General features: G+C 30.8%; 15 protein-coding genes. 13 read left to right on the plus strand and 2 right to left on the minus strand.

Features of this window, described 5'->3' with window-relative positions; translation table 11 throughout:
• Positions 1 to 84: 84 nt before the first annotated feature.
• Entirely contained in the window at positions 85 to 3,066 is a 2,982-nt protein-coding gene (locus HGI79_RS13555; protein WP_313885215.1) for an HAD-IC family P-type ATPase, read from the minus strand.
• A gap of 236 nt (positions 3,067 to 3,302) precedes the next feature.
• On the opposite strand from HGI79_RS13555, the gene HGI79_RS13560 reads away from it, so the two are divergent.
• The 11 genes from HGI79_RS13560 to HGI79_RS13610 all read left to right on the plus strand — a co-directional run bounded on the left by HGI79_RS13560 (position 3,303) and on the right by HGI79_RS13610 (position 19,472).
• The gene (locus HGI79_RS13560) at positions 3,303 to 3,953 is read left to right on the plus strand and encodes a hypothetical protein (protein WP_185651228.1); all 651 of its coding nucleotides are present in this window, start codon (positions 3,303 to 3,305) and stop codon (positions 3,951 to 3,953) included.
• A gap of 259 nt (positions 3,954 to 4,212) precedes the next feature.
• A complete protein-coding gene (locus HGI79_RS13565) occupies positions 4,213 to 4,719 on the plus strand; it encodes a hypothetical protein (RefSeq protein ID WP_185651229.1) in 507 nt (168 codons plus the stop codon).
• A gap of 11 nt (positions 4,720 to 4,730) precedes the next feature.
• Positions 4,731 to 6,056 carry an HMA2 domain-containing protein gene (locus HGI79_RS13570; protein WP_185651230.1) on the plus strand — a complete coding sequence of 442 codons (1,326 nt, stop codon included), beginning with the start codon at positions 4,731 to 4,733 and terminating at the stop codon, positions 6,054 to 6,056.
• Positions 6,046 to 6,303 carry a hypothetical protein gene (locus HGI79_RS13575; RefSeq protein ID WP_185651231.1) on the plus strand — a complete coding sequence of 86 codons (258 nt, stop codon included), beginning with the start codon at positions 6,046 to 6,048 and terminating at the stop codon, positions 6,301 to 6,303. The genes HGI79_RS13570 and HGI79_RS13575 overlap by 11 nt, the downstream gene beginning before the upstream one ends.
• Positions 6,304 to 6,335: 32 nt before the next feature.
• Positions 6,336 to 6,656, plus strand: a complete 321-nt coding sequence (locus HGI79_RS13580) for a hypothetical protein (protein ID WP_185651232.1) — start codon at positions 6,336 to 6,338, stop codon at positions 6,654 to 6,656.
• A 28-nt stretch (positions 6,657 to 6,684) separates the two neighbouring features.
• Positions 6,685 to 8,490 (plus strand): HAD-IC family P-type ATPase, encoded by a 1,806-nt coding sequence (locus tag HGI79_RS13585; protein ID WP_185651233.1) that lies wholly within the window; start codon positions 6,685 to 6,687, stop codon positions 8,488 to 8,490.
• 322 nt (positions 8,491 to 8,812) lie between these two features.
• Positions 8,813 to 12,754: a 5'-nucleotidase C-terminal domain-containing protein gene (locus tag HGI79_RS13590; protein WP_185651234.1), complete on the plus strand. Its 3,942-nt coding sequence runs from the start codon at positions 8,813 to 8,815 to the stop codon at positions 12,752 to 12,754.
• A gap of 447 nt (positions 12,755 to 13,201) precedes the next feature.
• Positions 13,202 to 15,460: an EAL domain-containing protein gene (locus HGI79_RS13595; protein ID WP_185651235.1), complete on the plus strand. Its 2,259-nt coding sequence runs from the start codon at positions 13,202 to 13,204 to the stop codon at positions 15,458 to 15,460.
• A 23-nt stretch (positions 15,461 to 15,483) separates the two neighbouring features.
• Positions 15,484 to 17,109, plus strand: coding sequence for a thiamine pyrophosphate-binding protein (locus HGI79_RS13600; RefSeq protein WP_185651236.1), 1,626 nt, complete (start codon positions 15,484 to 15,486; stop codon positions 17,107 to 17,109).
• A gap of 4 nt (positions 17,110 to 17,113) precedes the next feature.
• Positions 17,114 to 17,485 (plus strand): carboxymuconolactone decarboxylase family protein, encoded by a 372-nt coding sequence (locus HGI79_RS13605; protein ID WP_185651237.1) that lies wholly within the window; start codon positions 17,114 to 17,116, stop codon positions 17,483 to 17,485.
• Between the two features lie 370 nt (positions 17,486 to 17,855).
• On the plus strand, positions 17,856 to 19,472 hold the full coding sequence (locus HGI79_RS13610; protein WP_185651238.1) for a thiamine pyrophosphate-binding protein: 1,617 nt from the start codon (positions 17,856 to 17,858) through the stop codon (positions 19,470 to 19,472).
• 75 nt (positions 19,473 to 19,547) lie between these two features.
• On the opposite strand, the gene HGI79_RS13615 is transcribed toward HGI79_RS13610, so the two are convergent.
• Positions 19,548 to 20,387: a CAP domain-containing protein gene (locus HGI79_RS13615; RefSeq protein ID WP_185651239.1), complete on the minus strand. Its 840-nt coding sequence runs from the start codon at positions 20,385 to 20,387 to the stop codon at positions 19,548 to 19,550.
• 213 nt (positions 20,388 to 20,600) lie between these two features.
• Here HGI79_RS13615 and HGI79_RS13620 point away from each other — a divergent pair, with 213 nt between their 5' ends.
• Both HGI79_RS13620 and HGI79_RS13625 read left to right on the plus strand, forming a co-directional pair.
• Positions 20,601 to 21,908 carry an aminotransferase class V-fold PLP-dependent enzyme gene (locus HGI79_RS13620; RefSeq protein WP_185651240.1) on the plus strand — a complete coding sequence of 436 codons (1,308 nt, stop codon included), beginning with the start codon at positions 20,601 to 20,603 and terminating at the stop codon, positions 21,906 to 21,908.
• Between the two features lie 265 nt (positions 21,909 to 22,173).
• Entirely contained in the window at positions 22,174 to 23,379 is a 1,206-nt protein-coding gene (locus tag HGI79_RS13625; protein ID WP_185651241.1) for an MFS transporter, read from the plus strand.
• Positions 23,380 to 23,877: the final 498 nt, after the last annotated feature.

Below are 23,877 nucleotides of genomic sequence, written 5' to 3' on the forward strand. Positions count from 1 at the left end.
GTAAAATTGTAGACACTAAAAACCAAACACTTTAAAATAAAGTTAAGGAAAAAGTGTCTACAATTTCATACTACAGCCCCATGTCTATACTCTACTAAGCATAGACATTCCTGCTACAGCACCCCAATCTAATAGTGTCAATGCCTGTGTTCCAAAGTACGGACTTAAGAATGGCAAATACATTGTACCTAGCAGCATAGCCATAGAAGAAGCAACCGCAATATTTATATATCTATTAGGTAGCCCTGACTTATTTCTTCTACAGTCATATATGTTCACAAGTTGAGAACAAATCATATGAGAAAAAGCTAAGGTTCTCGCTTTATTTAGACCAACACCTAACATCATAGACCCTTGAAATATTGCAAAGTTTATTAAGCCTATTCCAGCACCTTTTCTAATAATTTCAGAACCTGTGCTTTTGCTAATTAATGGTTCATCTCTTCCTATTGGAGGATACTTCATAACATCTTCACTTGAAGGTTCTGCAGCTAAGGCAGAACTTAAGATGCCTTCTGAAATTACATTTATCCATAATATTTGAATAGAGGCAAGTGGTAAAGTTCTGGATATAGCTGATGCTAAAGCAATAGCTATTACTTCACCAAGGTTACCTGCTAATAAATATCTCATAGAATTTTTTATATTGTTATTTACTGTTCTACCTTCTTCAACAGCCTTTACTATGGTACAAAAATCATCGTCAACAAGAGTTATTGATGCAACATCTTTAGCCACATCACTGCCGTTGCTTCCCATAGCTATACCTATATTAGCTTCTTTTATGGCCGGTGCATCATTAACTCCATCACCTGCCATGGTAACCACATACCCAAATCGCTTAAAAGCCTTTACTATTCTATGTTTTTGTTCCGGTGAGGTTCTTGCAAAAATTTGTGTTCTTTGAATTTTAGAATCAAGTTCCTCATCAGTCATATCATCAAGCTCATTTCCAGATAAGACCAACCCATTAGTTAATAAACCTAGTTCTCGTCCTATAGCAGAAGCAGTATTCTTATGATCACCAGTAATCATTACCACTTTAATACCTGCACTGTGACATTTTTGTATAGAATCTTTTACACCTTCCCTTGGAGGATCTTCCATTCCTATGATCCCGAGAAAAACAAAATTATTATCAATATCTCCAGATCCTTTGCTACCTAACTTTTTGTATGCAAAAGCTAAAACTCTAAGAGCATCTTCACCCATTTCATCACATATAGATAATAATTTTTCCTTATCCGTTGATGTTAACAATCTTTCAGTTCCATCTTCATATATAGTTTTGCACTTTTCTATAACGCAATCTAAAGCACCTTTACAGTAAGCTATTGTATCATCTGAGTTTTCTACAACTACTGTCATAAAGCGCCTACAACTATCAAAAGGAATTTCCTTTAAACGATGATTAGCTTCTATTATTATATGCTCATCTAAGCCTAGTTTATGGGCAGCAGTTATCAAAGCACCTTCGGTAGGATCTCCTTCTACCGTCCACTTACTATCATTTTTTAATAAAGATGCATTATTGCAAAGCACTCCTGCAGTTAATAAATTTCTCATACTAGATCTTTTGGTCGGATCGCCTTCCATAAGGTCAATTTGCCCTTCTGGATTGTAGCCTGAACCGGTTACATCATATAGGCATCCGTCTGTGTAAATTCTTTTTACTGTCATTTCATTCATAGTAAGTGTTCCAGTTTTATCACAGCAAATAACATTAGTGGAACCTAAAGTTTCTATTGAAGTAAGCTTTCTTACAATTGCATTATGCTGACTTATTCTTTGAGCACCTAAAGCCATGGCAAGTGTTACAATGCCAGGAAGAGCCTCTGGCACAGCCCCTATTGAGAAACTTACTGTCATAGTTAACACTTGAGCAAAATTTCCACCTAAAAGCAAAGCAGTACCAGCCATGACAGCGCAAGGAATTAAGCATAGCTTAGTTAGCTTTGTTATAAAGTTTTGCATTTTTATTTGAAGTGGTGCTGCTTCTGGTGGTATATTTTGAAGCATCGCTGCAATTTTACCAATCTCAGTATTCATTCCAGTAGCTATAATAATCGCTTTTCCTCTTCCGCATATTACATCAGTACCCATAAACAACATGTTGTATCTACTTCCAAGTTCAGTAAATTTATTGCAGATATCAACTGACTTAACTATAGGAGTAGACTCACCAGTAAGTGAAGCTTCTGTAGTTTTTAAATCATAACATTCAATTATTCTTGCATCAGCAGGAACTTTATCACCTGATTCTACTAAAATAACATCACCAGTTACTAGATGTTTAGCATCTATGTAAATTTCCTGTCCATTTCTGAGAACTCTAGCCTTATGTACAAGCATATCCTTTAAAGAATACATGGACTTTTCTGCTTTATACTGATGAACGGTTCCAAGTATAGTTTCTATAAATACTATGCCAAGTACAGCTATAGCATCTGGAATTTGACCCAAGAAAAAAGAAACGGCACTGACGCCTAAAAGTAACTTTACTGAAAAATCATTGAGATTTTCTAGAAATTTAGAAATAAATGAACCTCTTTTTTTCTCTGAAATTACATTTAACCCAACTTCCTTAATCTTCTCTGACGCTGCTTTATTAGTTAAACCTTCATGAAAATCTGTTCTAAGTATAGATTCAATTTGATTTTTATCTATTGAATGCCATACTGTCTCACTATTGGCTGATGGAATATCAGAAGGTACTGATACGTTGACAGCTTCAAAGGCGATTGGCAGAGCTGTTTCCTCATACATATCATTAATTTTAATTATATTAGAGTTATAGGTTAGTTTGGATTTTTTTATATAAATGTTGATTTGTTTTTCAATAGATCTCTCCGATACTACATCTTCATCAAATAAAATCAGTACCTTACCAGTTATAGTATTTGCTTTAGCAGATTTTACACCCACAATGGACAGGATAAATTTAGTTATTTTTTCTGCCATAACCTCATTTCTATAAACGGATTTAATAGGTATTCTTGTTCTCTTGTATAAGAATTCATAATTATATTTATTATTTTTAATTCTGTTATCAAGCGTATGAAGCACTTTGTCATCACCTTCCCATAAAACTTACGAAATATTATATTTACTATAGAAATTATCTAAATATGTTTTCCTAAAAAGATTAAATTATTCGTTAACAATTAACATGAAGTTAACAATTGCTTTATAGCTAGTTTACCTTAAGGAGATAACATAAGGATTGTTAATGGCATGTTTATATAACTTGAGTTTCATAAGATACTTTTTATACAAGCACAGTTAACGAAAAGGAGATAATCATGAAAAATTTGTATGTATATGCTCCAAATTATACTAGTGAACTTGAAAGGTTTTGTATCTTACTTATAGAAAAAGAATTAGACATATTTTTCTCTGCATGTATAAAATCTGCTCATGCTTATTCTGCTGCTGTATCTAAAAGCTTATCATTGCATGGCAAGGAAGTCTTTGAGGAACAAGTGTTATCTTCTCAAGAAATTACAGAACTTATACAAAATATAATATTAAAAGTTAACATAGAAATTAAAAAAAATGCAGACTATTTTCATTTAACTGATTTATATATAGATTTAGATGAAAACAACTACGCTAATGACTTCCTAAAAGAAACAATTGAAAACTTTAGAGTTACACAGATAACAACAAAGCTTTGTGAAGATGTTATAGATTCATCTATTTCACGTATATTGGATGGGGTATGTTATAATAAGATTATAAATAATACACTAAAAAGAAATATATCAGGTAAAAAAATATTGGATAAGAATAATTTAGAAAATACCAAAAGAAAGCATCAGGAACTTATATTTAAGCAAATAGAAGGTTTTTTGATAAGTACAAAGATTAGTTTAAGAAATGAATTAATAAAAGCTTGCATTTTATTCATAAATTACATTGAAGACACTCATGCTGCATCATCAACTGCATAATTTAATTAAATATACTAATAACATAGAATTTACCAGCTATTTAGATGCATTCAACATATAAAAGTTAACTTATAAAAAAGAAATCCTTGGAGAAATTTGAGGATTTCTTTTTGTCTATGGCTGTAAAACCTTAAATATAAATGTTAGCAGTATTACGCTGCCAAAATTATGTAGTAGAAATTATTGTTTTAAAGTATTATAAAAAAAATTTTGTACATAATATACATTATTACAATTTTAGAAGGAGATTGATGTACAAATGAATAACAATAACGATGAAAAACAAGTAGGAGAACTAAAAAATGTATCTAATAACAATAAGGATTCTTCAACTAAAATTGAAGAACTACAAATGAAAATAAAGTTAGAATTAGATGATCTTCAACAAAAGTATACTAATCTAAGTGCGCAAATACAAGATTTGCAAAATGATAAATCAGATTTAAAAAATAGCATGAAAACTATGAATGATAATTTTCAACAAGTTAGTAAAAATGTGGAAAATATATTAGCTAAACTTGATAACATTAATGGAAGTGATAAGGATTTAGATAATGATATCATAGATAAGAAAATAGATTTTTCAGTAAAAAAAATAATATTTAATCCTTTACGAAAGCTAGCAGTAGGCACTATAGGATCGGTTTTTTCAGTAGTAGATAAAACTACGGAACTAACATGCGGATTTAAGGAAGGATTTGAAGATATTGTGGCAGAAGCACAATATCAGCGTAAAAGAAAACAAATGGCTGCAATGAATGAATAATAAAGTATAAGATGGTTAATTCAAGGCTTAGTAAGGTAAAGATCATTTCATCGCTTCCAGGAAGACTTAGAGCTAGCATATGGGGGTTACTGAGGAATGAACAAATGGCATTCCATATAAGGAATATGTTGACTAAGTCTAATTGTGTGTTATCTGTCCGTATAAGTATAAATACAGGAAATGTACTTATATATTACGATACAAAATGTATATGTGAAGATAAATTAATTGTTGTAATACAGGAAGCATTAAATTACAGAAAAGAATTAATTATTCCTGAAGATATAAATAAAGAGTCTCTAGTTAAGATTATGTTTAACACGCTAAATCCTATATCATTGTTTAAAAGGAAGTATTCTGAAAAAATATATAAAAATGAATATTTGCTTTCTAAAAAAATATTAAATATTTCAGTAGTTTTATCAAGTATAATATTTTTATTTACAAGCAGCATTAATAAAGTGCTTTCTACACTGATCTTGGGTTATCCTGGAATTTTGTTTGCTATAGGGGCAACTTCTTATTATTATGGGTCAGCTAAGTTAAAGCAAAAAAATATCTATTTAAAAAATAATGATTTGTTAAGCTTTCTTAGTGATACTAATGCTCTGTTAATAGAAAATGATATTCTTCAGAGTAAATTAAATAAACAGAACGTAATAGGTTCACATTTAAGTAAAGATGATATACAAAAGCTAATAATATTGGGTGAATTAGACAACCCAATTAATAATACAATTGAATCTATTGTAAATGATATAAGGATTTTAGGAATTAACAATATATTTATAATTGGAGATAGTACAAACAGCATTATAAATTATATTAGCTATTATTTGGGAATAAATGTATTAAATATTGATAACATAGAAAAGCAAAAACAAGGTTTAATAAGTAATAATTCAGATGATATTATTACTTTAATAACTACAGATGAATTCTTTGAAAAAAACTATGAATTCTCATGTTATGACTTAATTATATGTGTATATAAAAATAATAGGTTAAACCTATTAAAAGCAGATATAAATCTTGAGTATACTGATATTGATAAACTGCCTTTAATAGTAAAGTTTAGTCATTTCTGTAGGGAAGTGAATGTTCAGACTGAAAATACTGCTATAGCTTTAAATACATTAGGAATGATATTAGCAGTATTGAATTATTCAACGCCATTATATTCCACAATTTTTTATGGTTTAAATATTTTACTCATGACTTTGAAAATAAAATTAAAATTTATGTTTTTTGAAAAAAATAACAAAGGATCTTATATAAATCATAATCAATTACCAGATTATAAAATTATGCATAAGGAGCTTATATATGGGAAATAACACAAACAATTCATCTAATGTGATATTAATAAATGATAATTTAAATAAAGTAAAAGAGCTTCTACAGGATTTATTAGCTTTTAGTTTAGAAGAGATTAAAAATAATCCCTCATCTGAAGAAGAAATAATGTCCGTATGGTCTAACTCAATAAAAAATCTAGGTGACTTGATTTTTTGTGAGTTTGAAAGAACAAATAATAAAAAGCTATATAAACGTATGATGAGGTCATTAATGTTTAACCATTAATCACCGTAAATTTCCACGGAGGATACTTAGCTGTGATAAACAAGAGATTTTTATATGGCGTCGGTTTAGGTTTGTTAGGCTCTAAACTCTATCCTAAAGTAAAAAAAAACATAAAGCCTGTTACTAGAAAGATTGTAAAAAATGTAATTATAATTGGAGAAAATACAAGAACTTTTATTAATGAAATATCCAAAGAGATAAAAAAGGAGACTAATATATATAACATAGAAATAAAAAAAGATAAACATGATGAATTAAGAGTACTAAAAGAAGAGCAGAGAAATGCAGTTCGCAGGATAACAGAGTTAAAAAGACAATTAGAGGATGTATCTAAAAAAGTTGATAACCTTTAATACTTATTAAGGAGGCTGGATTCTAAAATTGAAGGAATTAAGTGTACTGCCTGGAAGAGTAAGATTTAAAAGTAATAAAGCCTACCGAAACAAGCAATTAGCAGAGTATATTGATATGTATATGGAAAACTTATATGGAATAAAATATAGTGATGTAAATTACAATACGGGTACTATACTGGTGGTGTATGACGAAAAAAAGACCAATCTTGAATTAATTAAAAATAGTATTGAACAGGTTTTAACTTCTGATATTAATTATAATACTGAAACTTTTAAGTCTTATAATTTATATTATAAGACTAAAAAAAGAAAAGAAAAAGTTAAGACTAAATTTATATTATCTAGCTTAATTTATCTATTTTTGAAAGTTAAACATTTTGTATTTGGTAAGTTTTTTCTTAGCAGCAGTATAGGAATGTTGGAAGCAGCTTCTCTTATTACAATTATGGGAGGATATCCTTTACTTAAGAGTATCTATAATAAGTTTACAAAGCGTATACATCTGCATTCTGATATGCTTTTACGGCTAGCTGCGGTATCCTTTACTATTTTAAGGGAAAGTACAGAAGGTTTATTTTTAATTGTATTAGTTGATTTCAGTGATTATATAAAGTTATCTGCAGAGTTAAAGTGTGAAAGATTATTAAAACATAGTATGGTTAAACCTCCTAATACTGCTTGGATTATTACAAACAATGGTGACGAAATGTTAACATTAGTTCAATCATTAGAAGTAGGCGATATTATATCTGTAAATAAAGGTGAAGTGGTTCCGGTAGATGGGGAAGTTTTGGAGGGAAAAGCTGTTGTTAATAATCTTTACTATACAGGCCAACCTATTGTATCAGCAATACAAGAAAAAAACAAAGTGTACGAAGGAATGATAGTGTTATCTGGACAGCTAAAAGTTTGTGTTCAAAGAATACCTGAAATATTTAATAAAAATGATCTTCCTTTTGAAAGTCTGCGTTTAAATGAAAAGGTTGTTAAATTCCAAAATGGTATTGTACCTTTTTCACTAGGGTTAGCAACTATAAGTTATTTATTTACAGGGAATATGTTAGATGCTTTATCAATAATACTTATTTTATGTCCAGCATCATCACAATTAGCTCTAAGTACAGGGATAAGCAATTATATCTACTTATTAAGTAAATACCATATATATCTGAGAAATCCTAACACTTTTGAAAAAATTGTTAATACAGATAGTATAGTATTTGATAAGACAGGTACACTGACCAATGGAAACATGAGTGAAATGCAGGAAACTATACGAGAAGGTACTTATGAATTGATTAATCAACTGAAACTTAATGGTATAACTAATATATCTATGTTAACAGGAGATTATTATGATAAAGCTAAGTATGTTTCAGATGAACTAGAAATAACAAATATGTATGTCAACTGCAATTACGAAGAAAAACTTAAAATTATAGAAGAACAAAAATCCTATAATACTGTTATGATGGTAGGAGATGGAGTAAATGATGTATTAGCTATGAGAGCTGCAGATGTAAGTGTAAGCTTTGCAGATTCATCATGTGATAAAATTAAGTTGAATTCAGATTGTGTTATCTTTGAAGAGAATGCTAACAGATTAAGTGATTTAATAATATTATCTAAGGCAGCTTACAATAACATTGACCAAAATATTAAAATAGCAAATTTATATAATATTATCTTTGGAACACTTGCTTTCCTTGGAAGGTTTGATACATTTGCCGCAAAATCAATAGATACTATAAACTCTATTCTTGTTTTAATTTTGAATGAAAGAATTAAGTGGATTACTCCAGCAAAGAAAACTAAATATTACAAACTATAAGACCACGCTAATTATTAGCGTGGTCTTATAGTTTGTTAGAGAAAAGATTTGTTTGAATTTTAAAATCATGAAAATTTAACCAATAATTAATAATAATCAAATATATAATCAATTATGGTAAATTAAAATTTATATGGGTTTATATATATGTTGTCAACAATGTAACTAAATGAAATATGGTTAAGGGAGGTGGTATAAATATACTGAGTGGGTGATAAGGCTTTGTTTGACTAATACTTGGGTGTAGTAGAAGATCACGGTAAGACGAAATTTTACTTTATACGTAAGATTAGAGTTAGAAAAATTAAATGGAGGTAATTAAATGTTTAAACAAAAACAGAAGCAGCTATTTAGCTGGATAATAACATTAGCTTTAATATTGTCTAATTTTGTTGGAATTAATGGGGTTCAAAGCGTAAAGGCAGCGGCTGGGGATGGATCTTCAGGGAGTAAAACCTTTGATTTAATTGAAATAACAGATTTTCATGGAGCTCTTCAAGACAATAGTTTAAACCCAGTTGCTGCAGTATTGGCAAACAGGGTTAAAGCTATAAAGGCTGCAAACCCAAATACTATTATTTTTGGTGGCGGAGATTTATATCAAGGTACGCCAATTTCTAATGTTTTAAAAGGGGTTCCAGTGCAGAACACTATGAGTACTTTAGGTATGGAATTTACAGGGTTAGGAAACCATGAATTTGACTGGGGACTAGATACTATAACAAATACCACAATGCAGGGTGCAGCATATAATATTATTTGTGCAAATCTGTACAATAAAAATCCAGACGGGTCAAATGGTACAAGAGTATTTGATCCATACAAGATTATTACAAGAGATGGTGTGAGAATTGCTTTTATAGGGGCAATTACAAACGATACACCTAACATTGTAATGCCTGCTTATGTTGCAGACAAAAACTTTACTGATGCTGCAGATGAAGTTAACACTGTAGCAAAGAATCTTAAGGATAACAATCAGGCAGATGTTATAATTGCTGTAATTCATGAAGGTGGAACTACTCTAAATACTATAGCTGGTAAACTTTCAAATGTAAATGCAGTATTTGGAGGACACTCTCATTCAATACTGCAGACCCAAATTAATGGCATTCCAGTAGTTAACGCAAACAGCAGCGGAAAAGGCTTTGTAGATTTAAAGATGACAGTAGCTGCTGATAACAGTGTTAGCTTTACAAATACCAGTTCCTGCTACGTAGCATTAGATAATACTAATGGATATAAGGCTACAAACCCAACAGTTGATTCAGCTGTTCAACAGATTGTTAGTGATGCAAACGTGGAAATAGGACCAACATTTAATGAATCTATTGGTAATATTACTACTGATATAACTAGAAGCCAAGCTCAACAACCATATGGTGAATCGCAGTTAGGAAACTGGGCATCAGATGTAGTTAAAAAATTTGCTAACGCAGATGTAGGTATTGCTAATAATGGTGGTTTAAGATGTGATTTCAATAAAGGTGCTATAACAGTTGGACAAGTATACACATTTATGCCTTTTGACAATGAAATAAATACTGTACAAATGAATAAAGCTCAATTGAAAACCGTTCTTGAACAGGCAGTTAGTACTTATCCAGATCCTAGTAACTTAACTAAAACAATAGGTGGAAAAGGAATTCAGGTTTCAGGAATAAAATTTACTTATGATAATTCAAAGCCATATGGCAGCAAAGTAGTTAACATAACTAGAGAAGATGGAACAGCTATTAGCGATACCGAAGTTTTAAAGGTAGCTGGTCCAGACTTTGTATTAACAGGTGGAGATGGATTCTTAGGATTTACTGATCCAGCAGTTAAAGCTACATTATATAATACTCATAAGCTTGCAAGAGATGCTTTCATTGATGACATTAGAGCAAATAAAACTATTAAATTTGATATGAATAACAGAATTGTTTCTCAGACTCAATCAGGACCTGCTACAACTATGACTATAGCAGAAGCAAGAACTGCTCAAACAGGATCAGCTATACTTACAGGAACTGTTTCTGCAGTAAATGGTAATAATGTATTTATGCAGGATAATACAGCAGGAATTTGTGTGTATAACAAAAGTGGAAACACTTTTACTGCTCAGAAAGGTGACAAAATTACAGTAACAGGACCTTTATCAACATATCATGGATTATTAGAAATAACGCCAGCTTCTGCAGCAGATGTAGTAAAAGTAAGTACTGGTAATACAGTTACACCTATAGAGGTTAATGCAAGTGCAATTACTGATGCTTTACAAGGACAACTTGTGAAAGTTAAAAATCTAACCTTTACAAGTATAGATAACTCAGGTTCATCTATGGCACAAGACTCTACTGGAAGTATAAATATATATAAAATGCCAGTGGTAGCTGGATTAGCAGTAAATGATACTGCTGATGTAACAGCTGCTGTAAGTAAGTATGATGGTACATTAGAACTATTAGTTGATAGTGCAGCTGATGTGGTTAAAACTAGTGGTACGTCAGCACCAGCTCCAGCAGCTACAATATCTGTAGTTGCAACCTCAGATGTTCATGGAAATGTATTAAACTTTGATTATGGAACAAACTCAGCTCCTTCCAAGGGACAAGGATTAGCTAAGGTTTCAACCTATGTTAAGGGGTTAAGAGCCGCTAATCCAAATGTTATGTTAATTGATAATGGAGATACAATACAAGGTACTCCTCTTGTTAACTACTATAACATGATAGATAAAACTACACCTTATCCAATGGCAGAAGTTATGAAAGCAATGGGATATGAAACTGAAACTTTGGGAAATCATGAGTTTAATTTTGGACTTGACACTCTAAATAGAATTGTTAGCCAATATAAACAAGGAAACATCCATGTATTGTCAGCGAATACTTATAAGACTGATGGTACAAATTTTGTAGATCCGTACTATATAAAATCCTTTGACGTAAATGGTAAAACAATTAAAGTAGGAGTACTTGGACTTACAACAAAAACTATACCAAGCTGGGAAGATCCAGCTCATTATGAAGGACTACACTTTAATGATTTAGTAGATGAAGCAAAAAAATGGGTTCCAATAGTGAAACAAGCTGGTGCGGATGTAGTTATAGTAGCAGCACATAGTGGAAAAGAAGGTGCAGCAGACGTTATCCCTGAAAACCAAATAAAAGCTATAGCAACCAATGTATCTGGAATAGATGCTATAGTAGCAGGACATGTTCACAATGTAGTAAATGATCTTACCTTGAAAAACCCAGATGGAAAAGTTGTGCCAGTGCTTGAGCCAGGTAAGTGGGCACAGAATATTTCTCAAATAGATATAGCTGTTGATGCAAATGGAAATGTTACAGGATTAACTACTAAAAATGTTGCCATGGACAACACTATAGCTGAAGATTCTGCTATAATATCCCTAATTGCACCATACCAAGCCAAGACCTTAGAATATACTTCAACAGTACTAGGTCAATCTACTGGTGAATACAAAGGTGATAAACAACTTACACAGCCAACGGAAATAATGGAGTTAATCAATAAAGTTCAGGCTCAAGCAGCTGGAACTCAGCTTTCAATAGCAGCTCCATTAAGTTCATCAGCTCATATTCCTCAAGGAGATATTACTATCAAAGATATTATGGGTGTGTATGTATATGAAAACTTCTTGTTTGGAATAAAGATGACAGGAAAGCAGCTAAAGGATTGGATGGAATTCTCAGCAAGATACTACGAGCAAGTATCAAGCCCAACAGATGAAATAAAAGCAGTGGGAACTATAAAAGAGTATAATTTAGATCAATTGTACGGAGCAACCTATGATATTGATTTAACTCAGCCAGCATGTACATTAGATTCTAATGGACGAGTAGTATCAGGAAACAGAATCAAGAATTTAAAGGTTAACGGAAAATCAGTTAAGGATACAGATGTATTTACTGTTGCAATAAACAACTATAGATACAATGGCGGCGGAGGCTTCATGAAAGCTGCTGGAATAAGCAACACTGACCCAAGTATAGTTACTTATGATTCAGCTAAAGCACTTGGTGATGATGGACAAGTTAGAAACCTAATGATGAGATATGTTCAAGATAACAAGACTATTACACCAAGTACATCAAATAATTGGAAGTTATCTACTACTCCTGTAGAGGTTCTTCCTCAAACAGGATCACCTATTGATATGGGAGTTCTTGTAAGCTTTGGTGCAGCTTTGAGTGGATTAGGTGCTTTAATGATAATTCTTGAAGAGAGAAAGAAAAGAAGAAATAAGGCTGCATAATAATAAAAACTCTGTTTCTGTAAAAAGAAACAGAGTCTTTATTTATAAGTTGACTAGCAAGCACGGGCAAGCCTCTCTCAAGTGGTGAGTGACTCTGTTGTTTAGAGATCACTTAGATTGAGCATCAAACTGTACTTATAAATACTGACATGAATTAATAGGTTATAATAAGAATATTCAAGATTAGCTTCTTCATGCAGATAGTATTGTACGAGAAAGAAAGGTATGCTACAATTTCAATGATTGGAAATTTATTAGCACAGTCTACAAAATTAGAAATCAAGAAAAGCCAGTAGATTTGAATAAAAATTAATTAGTAATTTATGGAATGATACTTATAGAATACAGTAAAACATCATACTAGTAAGTATGAAAAAGAATATAAGATATCTTATCCTAAGTGTACTTAGGTTCAATTGCTTTTGTCTTTCAGGAGGAATGTAATATATGTTACAGCAAGATTATGAACAAGAACCAAGTTATATTATAGAATCAAAAAAAAGGTGTATAGAATTAGGTATAGATCCTAATGAAATTCGAATGCCCAAAAATATAATGTCAGAATTAGAACTAACTGAAAAAAGAGAAGCTTATAAAGAAATTCTTGAAGTAGTAAAATTTTTTAGTAAAAAAATAGTTAAGTCATTAGATGGTACTCAAATATTAATAGTTATATCAGACGAAAATGGTTATTTGTTGGATACAGTTGGAGATGAAACAATAAAATCTACTATAGCTCAATTAGGTATTAGGCCAGGAATTCAATTTAGTGAAGATGATATGGGGACAAATGTTGTTAGCTTAACTCTAGAACAAGATCATCCAGTGCAGTTAATAGGAACTAATCATTTTCATGCATTTTTACATAATAGTGCTTGTTATGGAATGCCATTCCACTATACAGATGTTAATAGTCTTTTAGGAAGTATATGTATTATGACAGCAGTAATTCTTCACAATCCATTTTTCTTAATGACATTAACAACTGTAGTTGATGCAATAGAACGCGAGTTATTACTTAGAAAACAAAATCGTAAACTTAATATAATGAACCAAATTATGTTAAGTAAAACTAGAAATGCAATTATTGTTACAAATACAGATGGAGAAGTAGTAGATTTTAATACATTTGCAGAAAAAATATCTGGATATAAGAGGGAAGAAATTATAGGAAAAATTATTTTTGAATCTTCAATAACAGGTAATTTTTTTAAAGATGTTTTGAATAACCAAAAGCAGTATGAAAATATTGAAGTGAAATTTAAAAATAGTAATAATGAAGAATATGTTTGTCTTGTTGATATACAACCTATTCATGATGAAGATTCAAATATGATAGGTGCTTTTGGACAATTCAGGGATATTACAGAAAGGTACTTAGCAGAAGAGAAATACAATTATTTAGCATATCACGATGAGTTAACGGGATTACCAAATAGAAGATATTTTAAAGAAATACTAAGTAAATACATTAATAATAAAATTTGTGAATTAAAAAATATGTCACTTTTATTTTTAGATTTAGACAAATTGAAAATGATTAATGATACCTTCGGTCACTCAAAGGGTGATTTATTAATAAATGAAGCTGCAAAAATATTAAAAGAATGTTTAAGTGAAGATGATCATGTTTTTCGTGTAGGTGGAGATGAATTCATATTATTATGTTTTAATATTAAAAATAAAGAACAAGCAACAGAACTTGGAGAAAAAATTATCAACGCTTTTAATAGAACAATTGTAATTGACAATCACAAGTTACATATAACACCAAGTTTAGGAATTGTGTTATATCAAGAAAACCCCGCGAATTTTGAAGATTGTTTAATTTATGCTGATAATGCTATGTATAAAGCAAAGGCTAATGGAAGAAATGGATATGTAATTTACGATCCAATTTTAGAAGAATCCTATAAAGATAAGTTAACTTTAAAGATGGATATTGAAAAAGCCTTAGAAAATAATGAATTTACTCTATATTACCAACCTCAAGTTGATATAAAAAATGGTAAAATATCTGGTGTTGAGGCACTAATTAGGTGGATACATAAAGAAAAAGGAATGATTTTTCCAGACAAATTTATTCCTATAGCAGAAGAAACAGGATTAATTTGTAAGATAGGTGAGTGGGTATTAAGAGAAGCCTGCTCACAAGTAAAAAAATGGGAAAGTATTAATTTATCATCAATAAAAGTGAGTGTAAATTTGTCGGCTCATCAATTTCTAAAATGTGACTTAACTCAAGTTATTAAAAATGTTTTATGTAAAACGAAGCTTGAGCCAGAATACTTAGAACTAGAAATAACTGAAAGTATGACAATGCAAGTTAATTATGCAATGCAGACATTAAAAGAATTAAATGATTTAGGAGTTAAAATTAGCATTGATGATTTTGGAACTGGATATAGTTCATTAAATTACTTAAAAAAGTTCTGTATTAATTATTTAAAGATAGATAAGTCTTTTGTTAAAGATATTATGAATGATGAAAATGATGCAAATATAGTTGACACTATTATTTCAATGGCCCATAATTTGAAACTACAGGTTATTGCTGAAGGCGTTGAGGATAAAGAACAATTAAGATTTTTACAACTACGTAATTGTGACTTTGTACAAGGTTATTTTTTTAGCAAACCTTTACCTGCAGATGTTTTTGAAAAGGAATTTTATAATCTACAAAAAGAATTTCAAGAGAAGTATTAATTGTACATAAGGAGATAAGCACAATGAAAAGTATAGCATCGATTTTAGTATCACATTTTAAAAAATGGGAAATTAGTCACATTTTTGGTATACCTGGAAAGCCTATCGTTCCTTTAATTATGGAATTAGATAAACAAGGCATAAGTTTTATTTTAAACAAACATGAAAGTGGTAGTGGTTATGCAGCAGCAGGTTATGCATTAATGAATAAAAGACTAGGTGTAGCTATTGGAACTGCAGGTCCTGGTGGTACAAATTTGTTAACTGCTGCAGGGCAAGCAAAAGCTTCTCATATTCCAGTATTATTTATTACTGGACAACAACCAATAAATGATGTAGGAAAAGCTTTAGGTCAGGATTCTACGTTTTTTGGTACTGATTTAGTTAAAATGTTTGAACCAGTTACTAAGTTGAGTGCTAGGGTTGAAAGATCTGACCAATTTCAAAGATATTTACAACATGCAATAGAAAAGGCACATTTTGGCGTTAAGGGGCCAGTTCATCTATCTATACCCTTTGATATACTTAATGAGAGAATAGAAGAATTTGAACTTGATCTGCCTAATAACATGTGTCAATTAGTTTCTTCTAGATTAGATGAATTTATTAATAAACTTAATAATGCCCAAAAGCCTGTTATTCTATCTGGCAAAGGTGTCCATTCAAGTTTAGCTTATGAAGAAGTTAAAAGTTTAGCAGAATTGTGGAACATACCAGTTATGACTACACCTGGCGGAAAAGGGACATTTATAGAAAATCATCCCTTATCACTTGGTGCGTTAGGGTTAGGTGGTACAGAAAGATCAAGAGAATATATTAAAGAAGGTATAGATTTAATGATTGTTATTGGGAGTAAGCTATCAGATATGTCTTTAGTTGATATATCCGCAGAAAATTACCCTAAAGAAGTTGTTCATTTAGATTATGATCATACATTTATAGGAAAGTCACTATTAGTTCCAACTTTACCTATTGTTGGAGATGTTAAAGCGAATTTACAATCAGTATTAGATAAAGTTACAGACAAAACAAAAGGTGAATTTAATTTATTAAAAAAAGAATACGAAATATTAGATAACAATAGTAATTTTTATATTTCAGCCAAGGAAGCTATAGAAACAATAAGAAAAGAGTTGCCAGATGATTCTATTGTTTTTGGAGATGATGGAAGTCATACATATTATGCAATAAAATATTTTAATATTAGAAAACCCGGTACATTCTTTTTTGATGATGTATTTGGAGCAATGGGACATGCTATAGGTTACTCTATAGGCGCACAAATAGCAAGACATAACTCAAGAATTATTTGTTTAACCGGCGATGGATGTACTTTTATGCACGGTACTGAAATATCTACAGCAGCCAATTATAATATTCCAGTTACTTTTATAATATTAAATAACGGAAGATTAGATATGGTTGATAAAGGTATGCAGCAACATTTAGGAAAAGCGGTAGGAACAACCTATCATATACCACTAGATGCTAAAAAATTTGGTGAATCTATGGGTGTGAAATCATTTAAATGTTGCAATCAATTTGAATTAAAAAAAGCTTTAGAAATTTCGAAATTACATAAGGAAACAATTATAATAGAAGTTATGGTTGATCCATACGAAATACCACCAACTATGAAAAGGGGTTAACAAAATGAATAAAGATTATAACAATGGAATTGAAACATTAAGACAAATGGCAGGCACGGAGGGAGAACAGACTATAAAATTCTTAAAAGATATATTTCCTGATTTTGAAGAAAAAATTGTTGCCTTTGGATTTGGTCAAATATATTCAAGGCCTAATTTGGATTTAAGAACAAGGGAGGTTGTAACTATAACTTCTCTTATAACGCAAGGTGCATTTGGACAATTAGATTTTCATATAAAATCAGCGCTTAAAGTAGGATTAAAGCCAGAAGAAATACTAGAGATTATTTTGCATTGTGCAGCTTATGTAGGATTTCCTAAAGCTTGCAGTGCTTTAGTTATTGCAGGTGAAATTTTTAAAAATAATACAATTTAAATTATAAAATTAATAGATTTTATTAAATTGAAAAGTCTCATAGTTATACACTTTATGTATAATTAGAGGATACTTAATATTTGCATACACACTTGGTTTATATAGTAAGCAGCATAACTTGGATATAAATATTGCCGACTAGAAAACCAGAGGTCACATTCACTAAACGTATAATTGTGGCGTCTTTTTGTTGTTAAAGTTTAAATAATTCAAAAAATAAATTTACACCTTTTTAAATATGTTTACTGAACCTTAATACTTTGTAATTAATAACATTATGCTAATATTTTTGTTATAATATTGATTAAGACTAAAGCGCAAGTATACTAAGGGGTATCTAAAGGTAAATAAATTAAAAGGAGTATGTGAAATGAGAGTTAGTGAAAAAATTCTAAGATATTTAAGTAAAAACAACAGAAAAACTATGTATGGTATTCCTAGTGGGACTATCAGTCCAATAGTAGATTCCTTGAATGATTTTAAGGAAATAGAATATATAATTACCAAAAATGAAGCAGCTGCCAGCTATTCAGCTTGTAAATATGCAAAGGTTACACAAGAGCTAGGGGTATGTTTAATGTCTGGTAGTGTAGGTGTTGCTAACGCTATGAATGGTATAGCAGAAGCTGCCGAAACTAAAGCACCGGTTTTAATCATAGGCGGATATGTTGCTATATGGCAGCAGGGCCTAGGTGCCATTCAGGAACTAGATAGTGAAAAGCTGTTGAGGGGAATAGTAAAATATACAAGAAAAGTTACAGATGAAAAAAATATACTAAAGGAATTAAAGAAGGCTATGGAAATCGCCATGGAGTACCCTAGAGGGCCTGTTCATGTAGGAATACCTTTAGATGTTCAAAAACTAGAATATACAGGTAAAGAATTTGATATTATACAACCACGTAAAATACAATCTAATTTTGAAGCTTTGGACAAGGCTGTTGAAGTCATAAATAAATGTAGAAACGGATTAGTGATCATAGGTGGTGGGTGTAGGAATCTTGGAGATAAAATAAAAAAGCTAGAAGAAAAACTAAACTGGAGGTTGGTAACTACCACAAGTGCTAAAGGAGTTATAGAAGAAGACTACAGACTACATATGGGCAACTTTGGTTTTCCAGGTACCGACCTCGCTAATAATTATATAAAAAGAAATGATATTGAATGTATATTAGCATTAGGTACTAAACTAGGTGAAAGTGCTACTCAAAATTTCAGTAAAGACCTAATGAAGGATAAACTAATACATATAGATATTGATAATAGGGTTTTTAATAGATCTTATAATTCAGATGTAAGTGCAGTAGCGGACCTAAATGTTGCTATTGACTATATTGCTGATAAAATATTCTATAAGGATTTAGATAATAATATAGAAGAACCTCTAAATAAACCATATATTAAAGATCATACGGGGTTATCCTTAAGATTATTGTATGAAAAAATTACAGATATTTTACCTGAAAATACTTTTTATGTGAATGATATGGGAAATTCCATGAACTATTGCTTTAAGTACTTAAAAGTTCCTACTAAGGGCGACTTTGAATGTAATATGAATTATGCATGTATGGGCAGTTCAATTGGAGCAATTGGAATTAGCAGAATAGATACTAACAGACCTATAGCAGTATTTATAGGAGATGGAAGTTTTTATATGAATGGCATGGCTGAGTTGCTAACAGCTAAAAAATATAGTATGAAAATTATATACTTCGTTATTAATAATTCTTCGTTAAGTTTTGTTGATAAAGGGCACTTAGCTTTATTCGGAAGAACCATTAATGAATTTTCAGATGAAAAAATAGATATATCAGCCCTTGCAGCATGTATGAACATTAAATCTATGAGAATAGAAGAAAATGAGAAAATAGAAATACTAAAAGACTTTGTTGCAAACATCTCTGGACCAATGGTGGTAGACATAGTAACTGATTCTACTGAACCTATTCCTACCAACAGATTTAAGGATTTGGCTGAAAAATAAATTATTAATTAGATATTTATGAATGATTGCTGTACCTTAATTAAAGGCACAGCAACTATTTTCTATACCTAAGTTTTATTCAGGCCTGCTGATAAATTGCTGTGTGAACATAGTACCATAAGGGCCACCTTGTTTAATTCCTATACCTATATGAGTAAACTCGGAGCTTAATATATTTTTTCTATGTTCTGGAGAATTCATTAATGCATTTTGTGCACTTTGAACATTTTGGTTACCAGCAATATTCTCTCCTACAGTAACATAATTTACTCCAAAGGACTTTATCATATCAGAAGGACTTCCGTATTTAGGAGAATAGTGGCTAAAGTAATTATTATCTATCATATCTTGAGATTTTACTCTAGCAACGTTACATAATTGTGTATCTACTTTTAAAGCAGGAAGATTATTTTGAGCTCGAACACTATTTACCAGATTTAGCATCTTCTGTTCCGAATTACTTAATGTACCAGAATTTGTTTGTGCTGCTGGAGTTTTAGGTACTGTAGAGGGCTGAGTTGATGTTCCTGGTTGAATGGATGCTCCTGTGCTTCCACTTGGAAGAGTTGGAGTGGTCTTATTGTCAGATACAATTGGAGTACATTGTCCTTGAGGAACAAAGCCAATTGTATTGTTAGGTAGCTTTACTGCAAACCAATCTTGAACTTGACTTACTACATCAAAAGTATTATTTTTACTAGCAGACTGAATTACAGGAGCATTAGGAGAACAACCAGTTGTTATGTTAGCTGAATCAGAAGTAATTTTTACTTTATTAATATCTCCAACTTTAGCATATGAAGATATTACACCAGGAGCAGGCTGTCTTACCTGTTTTTTTTGTTGTTGAGTAGTGCATGAAACTGGAAAAATTGATAATAAAGATAGAGTTAAAATAATAAGTTTTTTCTTCATATAATTCACTCCTAGATTTAAATTTAATTGATAAATGTACTCTATTAGTATTAATGAATCTAGGAAATTTTATTAGAAAAGCTTCTGCTAATGTAGGATTTATGTGGTATATGGAGTGGAAATTTCCTAAAAATAAATTTAATAGGTTTTCTTAATTAAAAAAAGAACACCCAATATTGTTAGGCATATTATACCATAGGAGAGTGATTCACTATGGGTTATAATAAAATAAAGCCTAAATATAGAAAGCTTATAGCTGGTGTAGATAAAAAAGTTCCTATTGAAAAAGGAAAAGATGTAATTGCTATAAATTTTGATAACGCAGCCACTACTCCTCCTTTTAATTCTGTTTTAGAGAAGATAGAGTGGTTTTCAAAGTATTATTCTTCAATTCATAGAGGAACTGGATTTAAATCTATATTTTCATCAGAGTTGTATGAAAGTTCCAAAAAAATCGTATGTGATTTTGTTCATTGTAATAAAGATAGAAATACAGTTATATATGTAAAAAACACCACTGAAGGTATAAATAAACTAGCCTATACTATCTACAACATTGATAAAAATTCTATAATTCTGTCCACAAGAATGGAGCATCATTCTAATGACTTACCTTGGAGAACCAAGTTTAACACTGATTACGTAGAAGTTGATGAATTAGGAAAGCTTAGAATAGATGATTTAGAATATAAACTAAGAAAATACAACGGCAGAGTAAAACTTGTATGTGTTACAGGCGCTTCTAATGTTACAGGATATAAAAATCCAATATATGATATAGCTAGGTTATCACATAGTTTTGGAGCCAAGATATTAGTAGATGGAGCACAACTTGTACCTCATTCGCCTATATATATGGAGGCTGAACGTGAAGAAGAAAATATTGATTATCTGGTATTTTCCGCACATAAAATGTATGCACCTTTTGGAATAGGCGTACTTATAGGCCCTAATGAAACATTTTTGAACGCTCAACCAGATAGTCAGGGCGGTGGTACAGTAAAGCTTGTAACTGACAACCTTGTAATATGGGCAGAACCTCCTGATAAAAATGAAAGTGGTTCTCCTAATATTATGGGAGTTATAGCACTAGTTTCTGCAATAAACACACTTAACAATATTGGTATGGAAAAAATAGAGAAATATGAGATGAGTTTGTATGACTATGCCTTAAATAAATTGAAGGAAATTCCCTTTATTAAAATATATTGCGATGTAGACTGCAAGTGTAATAAGGTTGCTATTCTTCCATTTAATATAAAAGGACTTCCACATGAGCTTACAGCTAAGCTACTATCAACTACCGCTGGCATTGCCGTAAGAAGTGGATGTTTTTGTGCTCAACCATATATACACAGGTTACTACAGGTACCTTATGAAGTAATAGAGTACTATAAAGTAAACCCAGATGATGATAAACGTCCTGGAATGGTTAGACTTAGTTTTGGACTTTATAATACTTATAAAGAAATAGATATTTTAGTTAAAACATTGAAAAAAATTGTTAAAAGTAATTTATAAAATCCACAGTAGGCTGGCTATACTTTTTATGATATAACTAGAGTTATTGGCTTTAGGGGGAGCTTGGCTTATGGACACTGGGCAAATTAATTGTCATCACCAGCAAGTATGGCTGTTAAAGGTAATTTAGCCATCTAACCTCCCTCTGAAGTTTAGAAATCATTAGTTTTCATTTATAGAGTACCATGTAAAAATTGGACTATGATAATAAATAGTATTATGCACATAATAAAAAGGTAATAACCATGTTAAAGGAGAAAACCTTATGTGTAAAAATGCTAAAGTTCTATTAATTGTAAGTACTCTATTTACTTTTGCTATGGGTCTATCAGGTATTTTTGTAAATGTGTTCTTTTGGAAAGAAACCAGCAGCTTTATTGTTATAACAGTTTATAATTTAATCAATTATGTAACTACTCCAATAATTTTTGTTTTGGCAGGAGTACTTTCAAAAAAGAAGAATGGCATATGGTCATTAAGGATAGGTCTGCTAGGATACGCATTGTTTTATATACTAATACTAATGGTAGGTAATAAAGGGATATCTTATATATATCTTCTTGGTGCTGTACATGGATTGGCAGCAGGCTTTTATTGGTTAGCATTTAACACTCTTAGCTTTGATTTTACTCATGTTAACAATAGAGATTCATTTAACGGGTTTAATGGAAGCTTATGTGGAATTGCCTCAGCTGTTGCGCCTATAAGTTCAGCTTATATGATTACTAGATTTACTGGAATCACTGGATATAGAATAGTTTTTACTATAACCTTTGCTGTATTTATAGTATTAGTTTTCATAAGTGCCATTTTAAAGTGCGAGAATTATTCTAGTAAACTTAACTTTAAAAAGGCCTTCTCAGGTAACTGTGAAGAATGGAGAACTATTAGGAAAGCTACAATTTTTTGGTCCTTTAGGGATGTTATAATTGTTTTTTTAATAAATATATTAGTTATAGAGACTACAGGAAGTGAACTATCTCTAGGAAAACTTAGTCTTATTGCTTCAGTAACATCATCGGCATCCTATGTACTGGTACAAAAAATAATTAAACCCTGTTATAGGAAAACTTCAATTGCCATTGGAACTATAGGATTATTTGTGGCTGTTTTAGCATTAGTAATAAACATAACATATGGCACACTGCTTATATACACTGTAATGGATGCATTTTTTCTGCCATTTTTTATGATACAGTTATCTTCTTCTACCTTTAATGTAATAAACAGAGCACATGAAGAGGATATGAGAATAGAATATATGATTAATAAAGATATAGTTCTTAACAGTGGAAGATCTATAAGTGCTATTTTGTTAATAATGTTGCTGTCAACCTTTAAGCACATTTCAATACTAAAGGTTTACTTAATATTTATAGGATTAGCACCAGTAGTATCTGGATATTTTCTAGGAAAACTAAAAAAAGTTTTAGATGGATCACCTATACCAGAGGTTAAGATTAAAAACTAACATATATATAGATGCTCATGCCCCAAATTTAACTTATACTCCGGAATATGCTGCCAAACTTCGGCACGTTAAAAACTTTTTATCAGTCTAAAGTTCGTGTTTTTGAAAATCTAAGAAGCTTCGATAAACTCGTACCTCAGACATATCAAAGCTCCTAAGATTTTCTAAAAACACTTCAATAAGGCTGATAAAAAAGTTTTTAAAAGTGCCTTCAGTTTTGGCAGCATATTCCTACGCATAAGTTAAATTTAAGTTGTGGGTATCTATAATAAATTAAGCTTAAATCATATAGGGACCAAATTACGTTCAGATGTCTAACCTAACCACCATCTAGTTCTCATTTGAATGAGTCTAGAAGCTTAGTATATAATTTTACTCTCAGTTATATACTAAGCCTATTTTATTTAGCTCATTACTATAACTGATAAGTTAATGAAACAATATAAAAATTAAATATAAGCTTCTGACATTTTTATTTAATTTACAGTTTTTAAAAAT

Source organism: Clostridium sp. DJ247 (genome assembly GCF_014231265.1).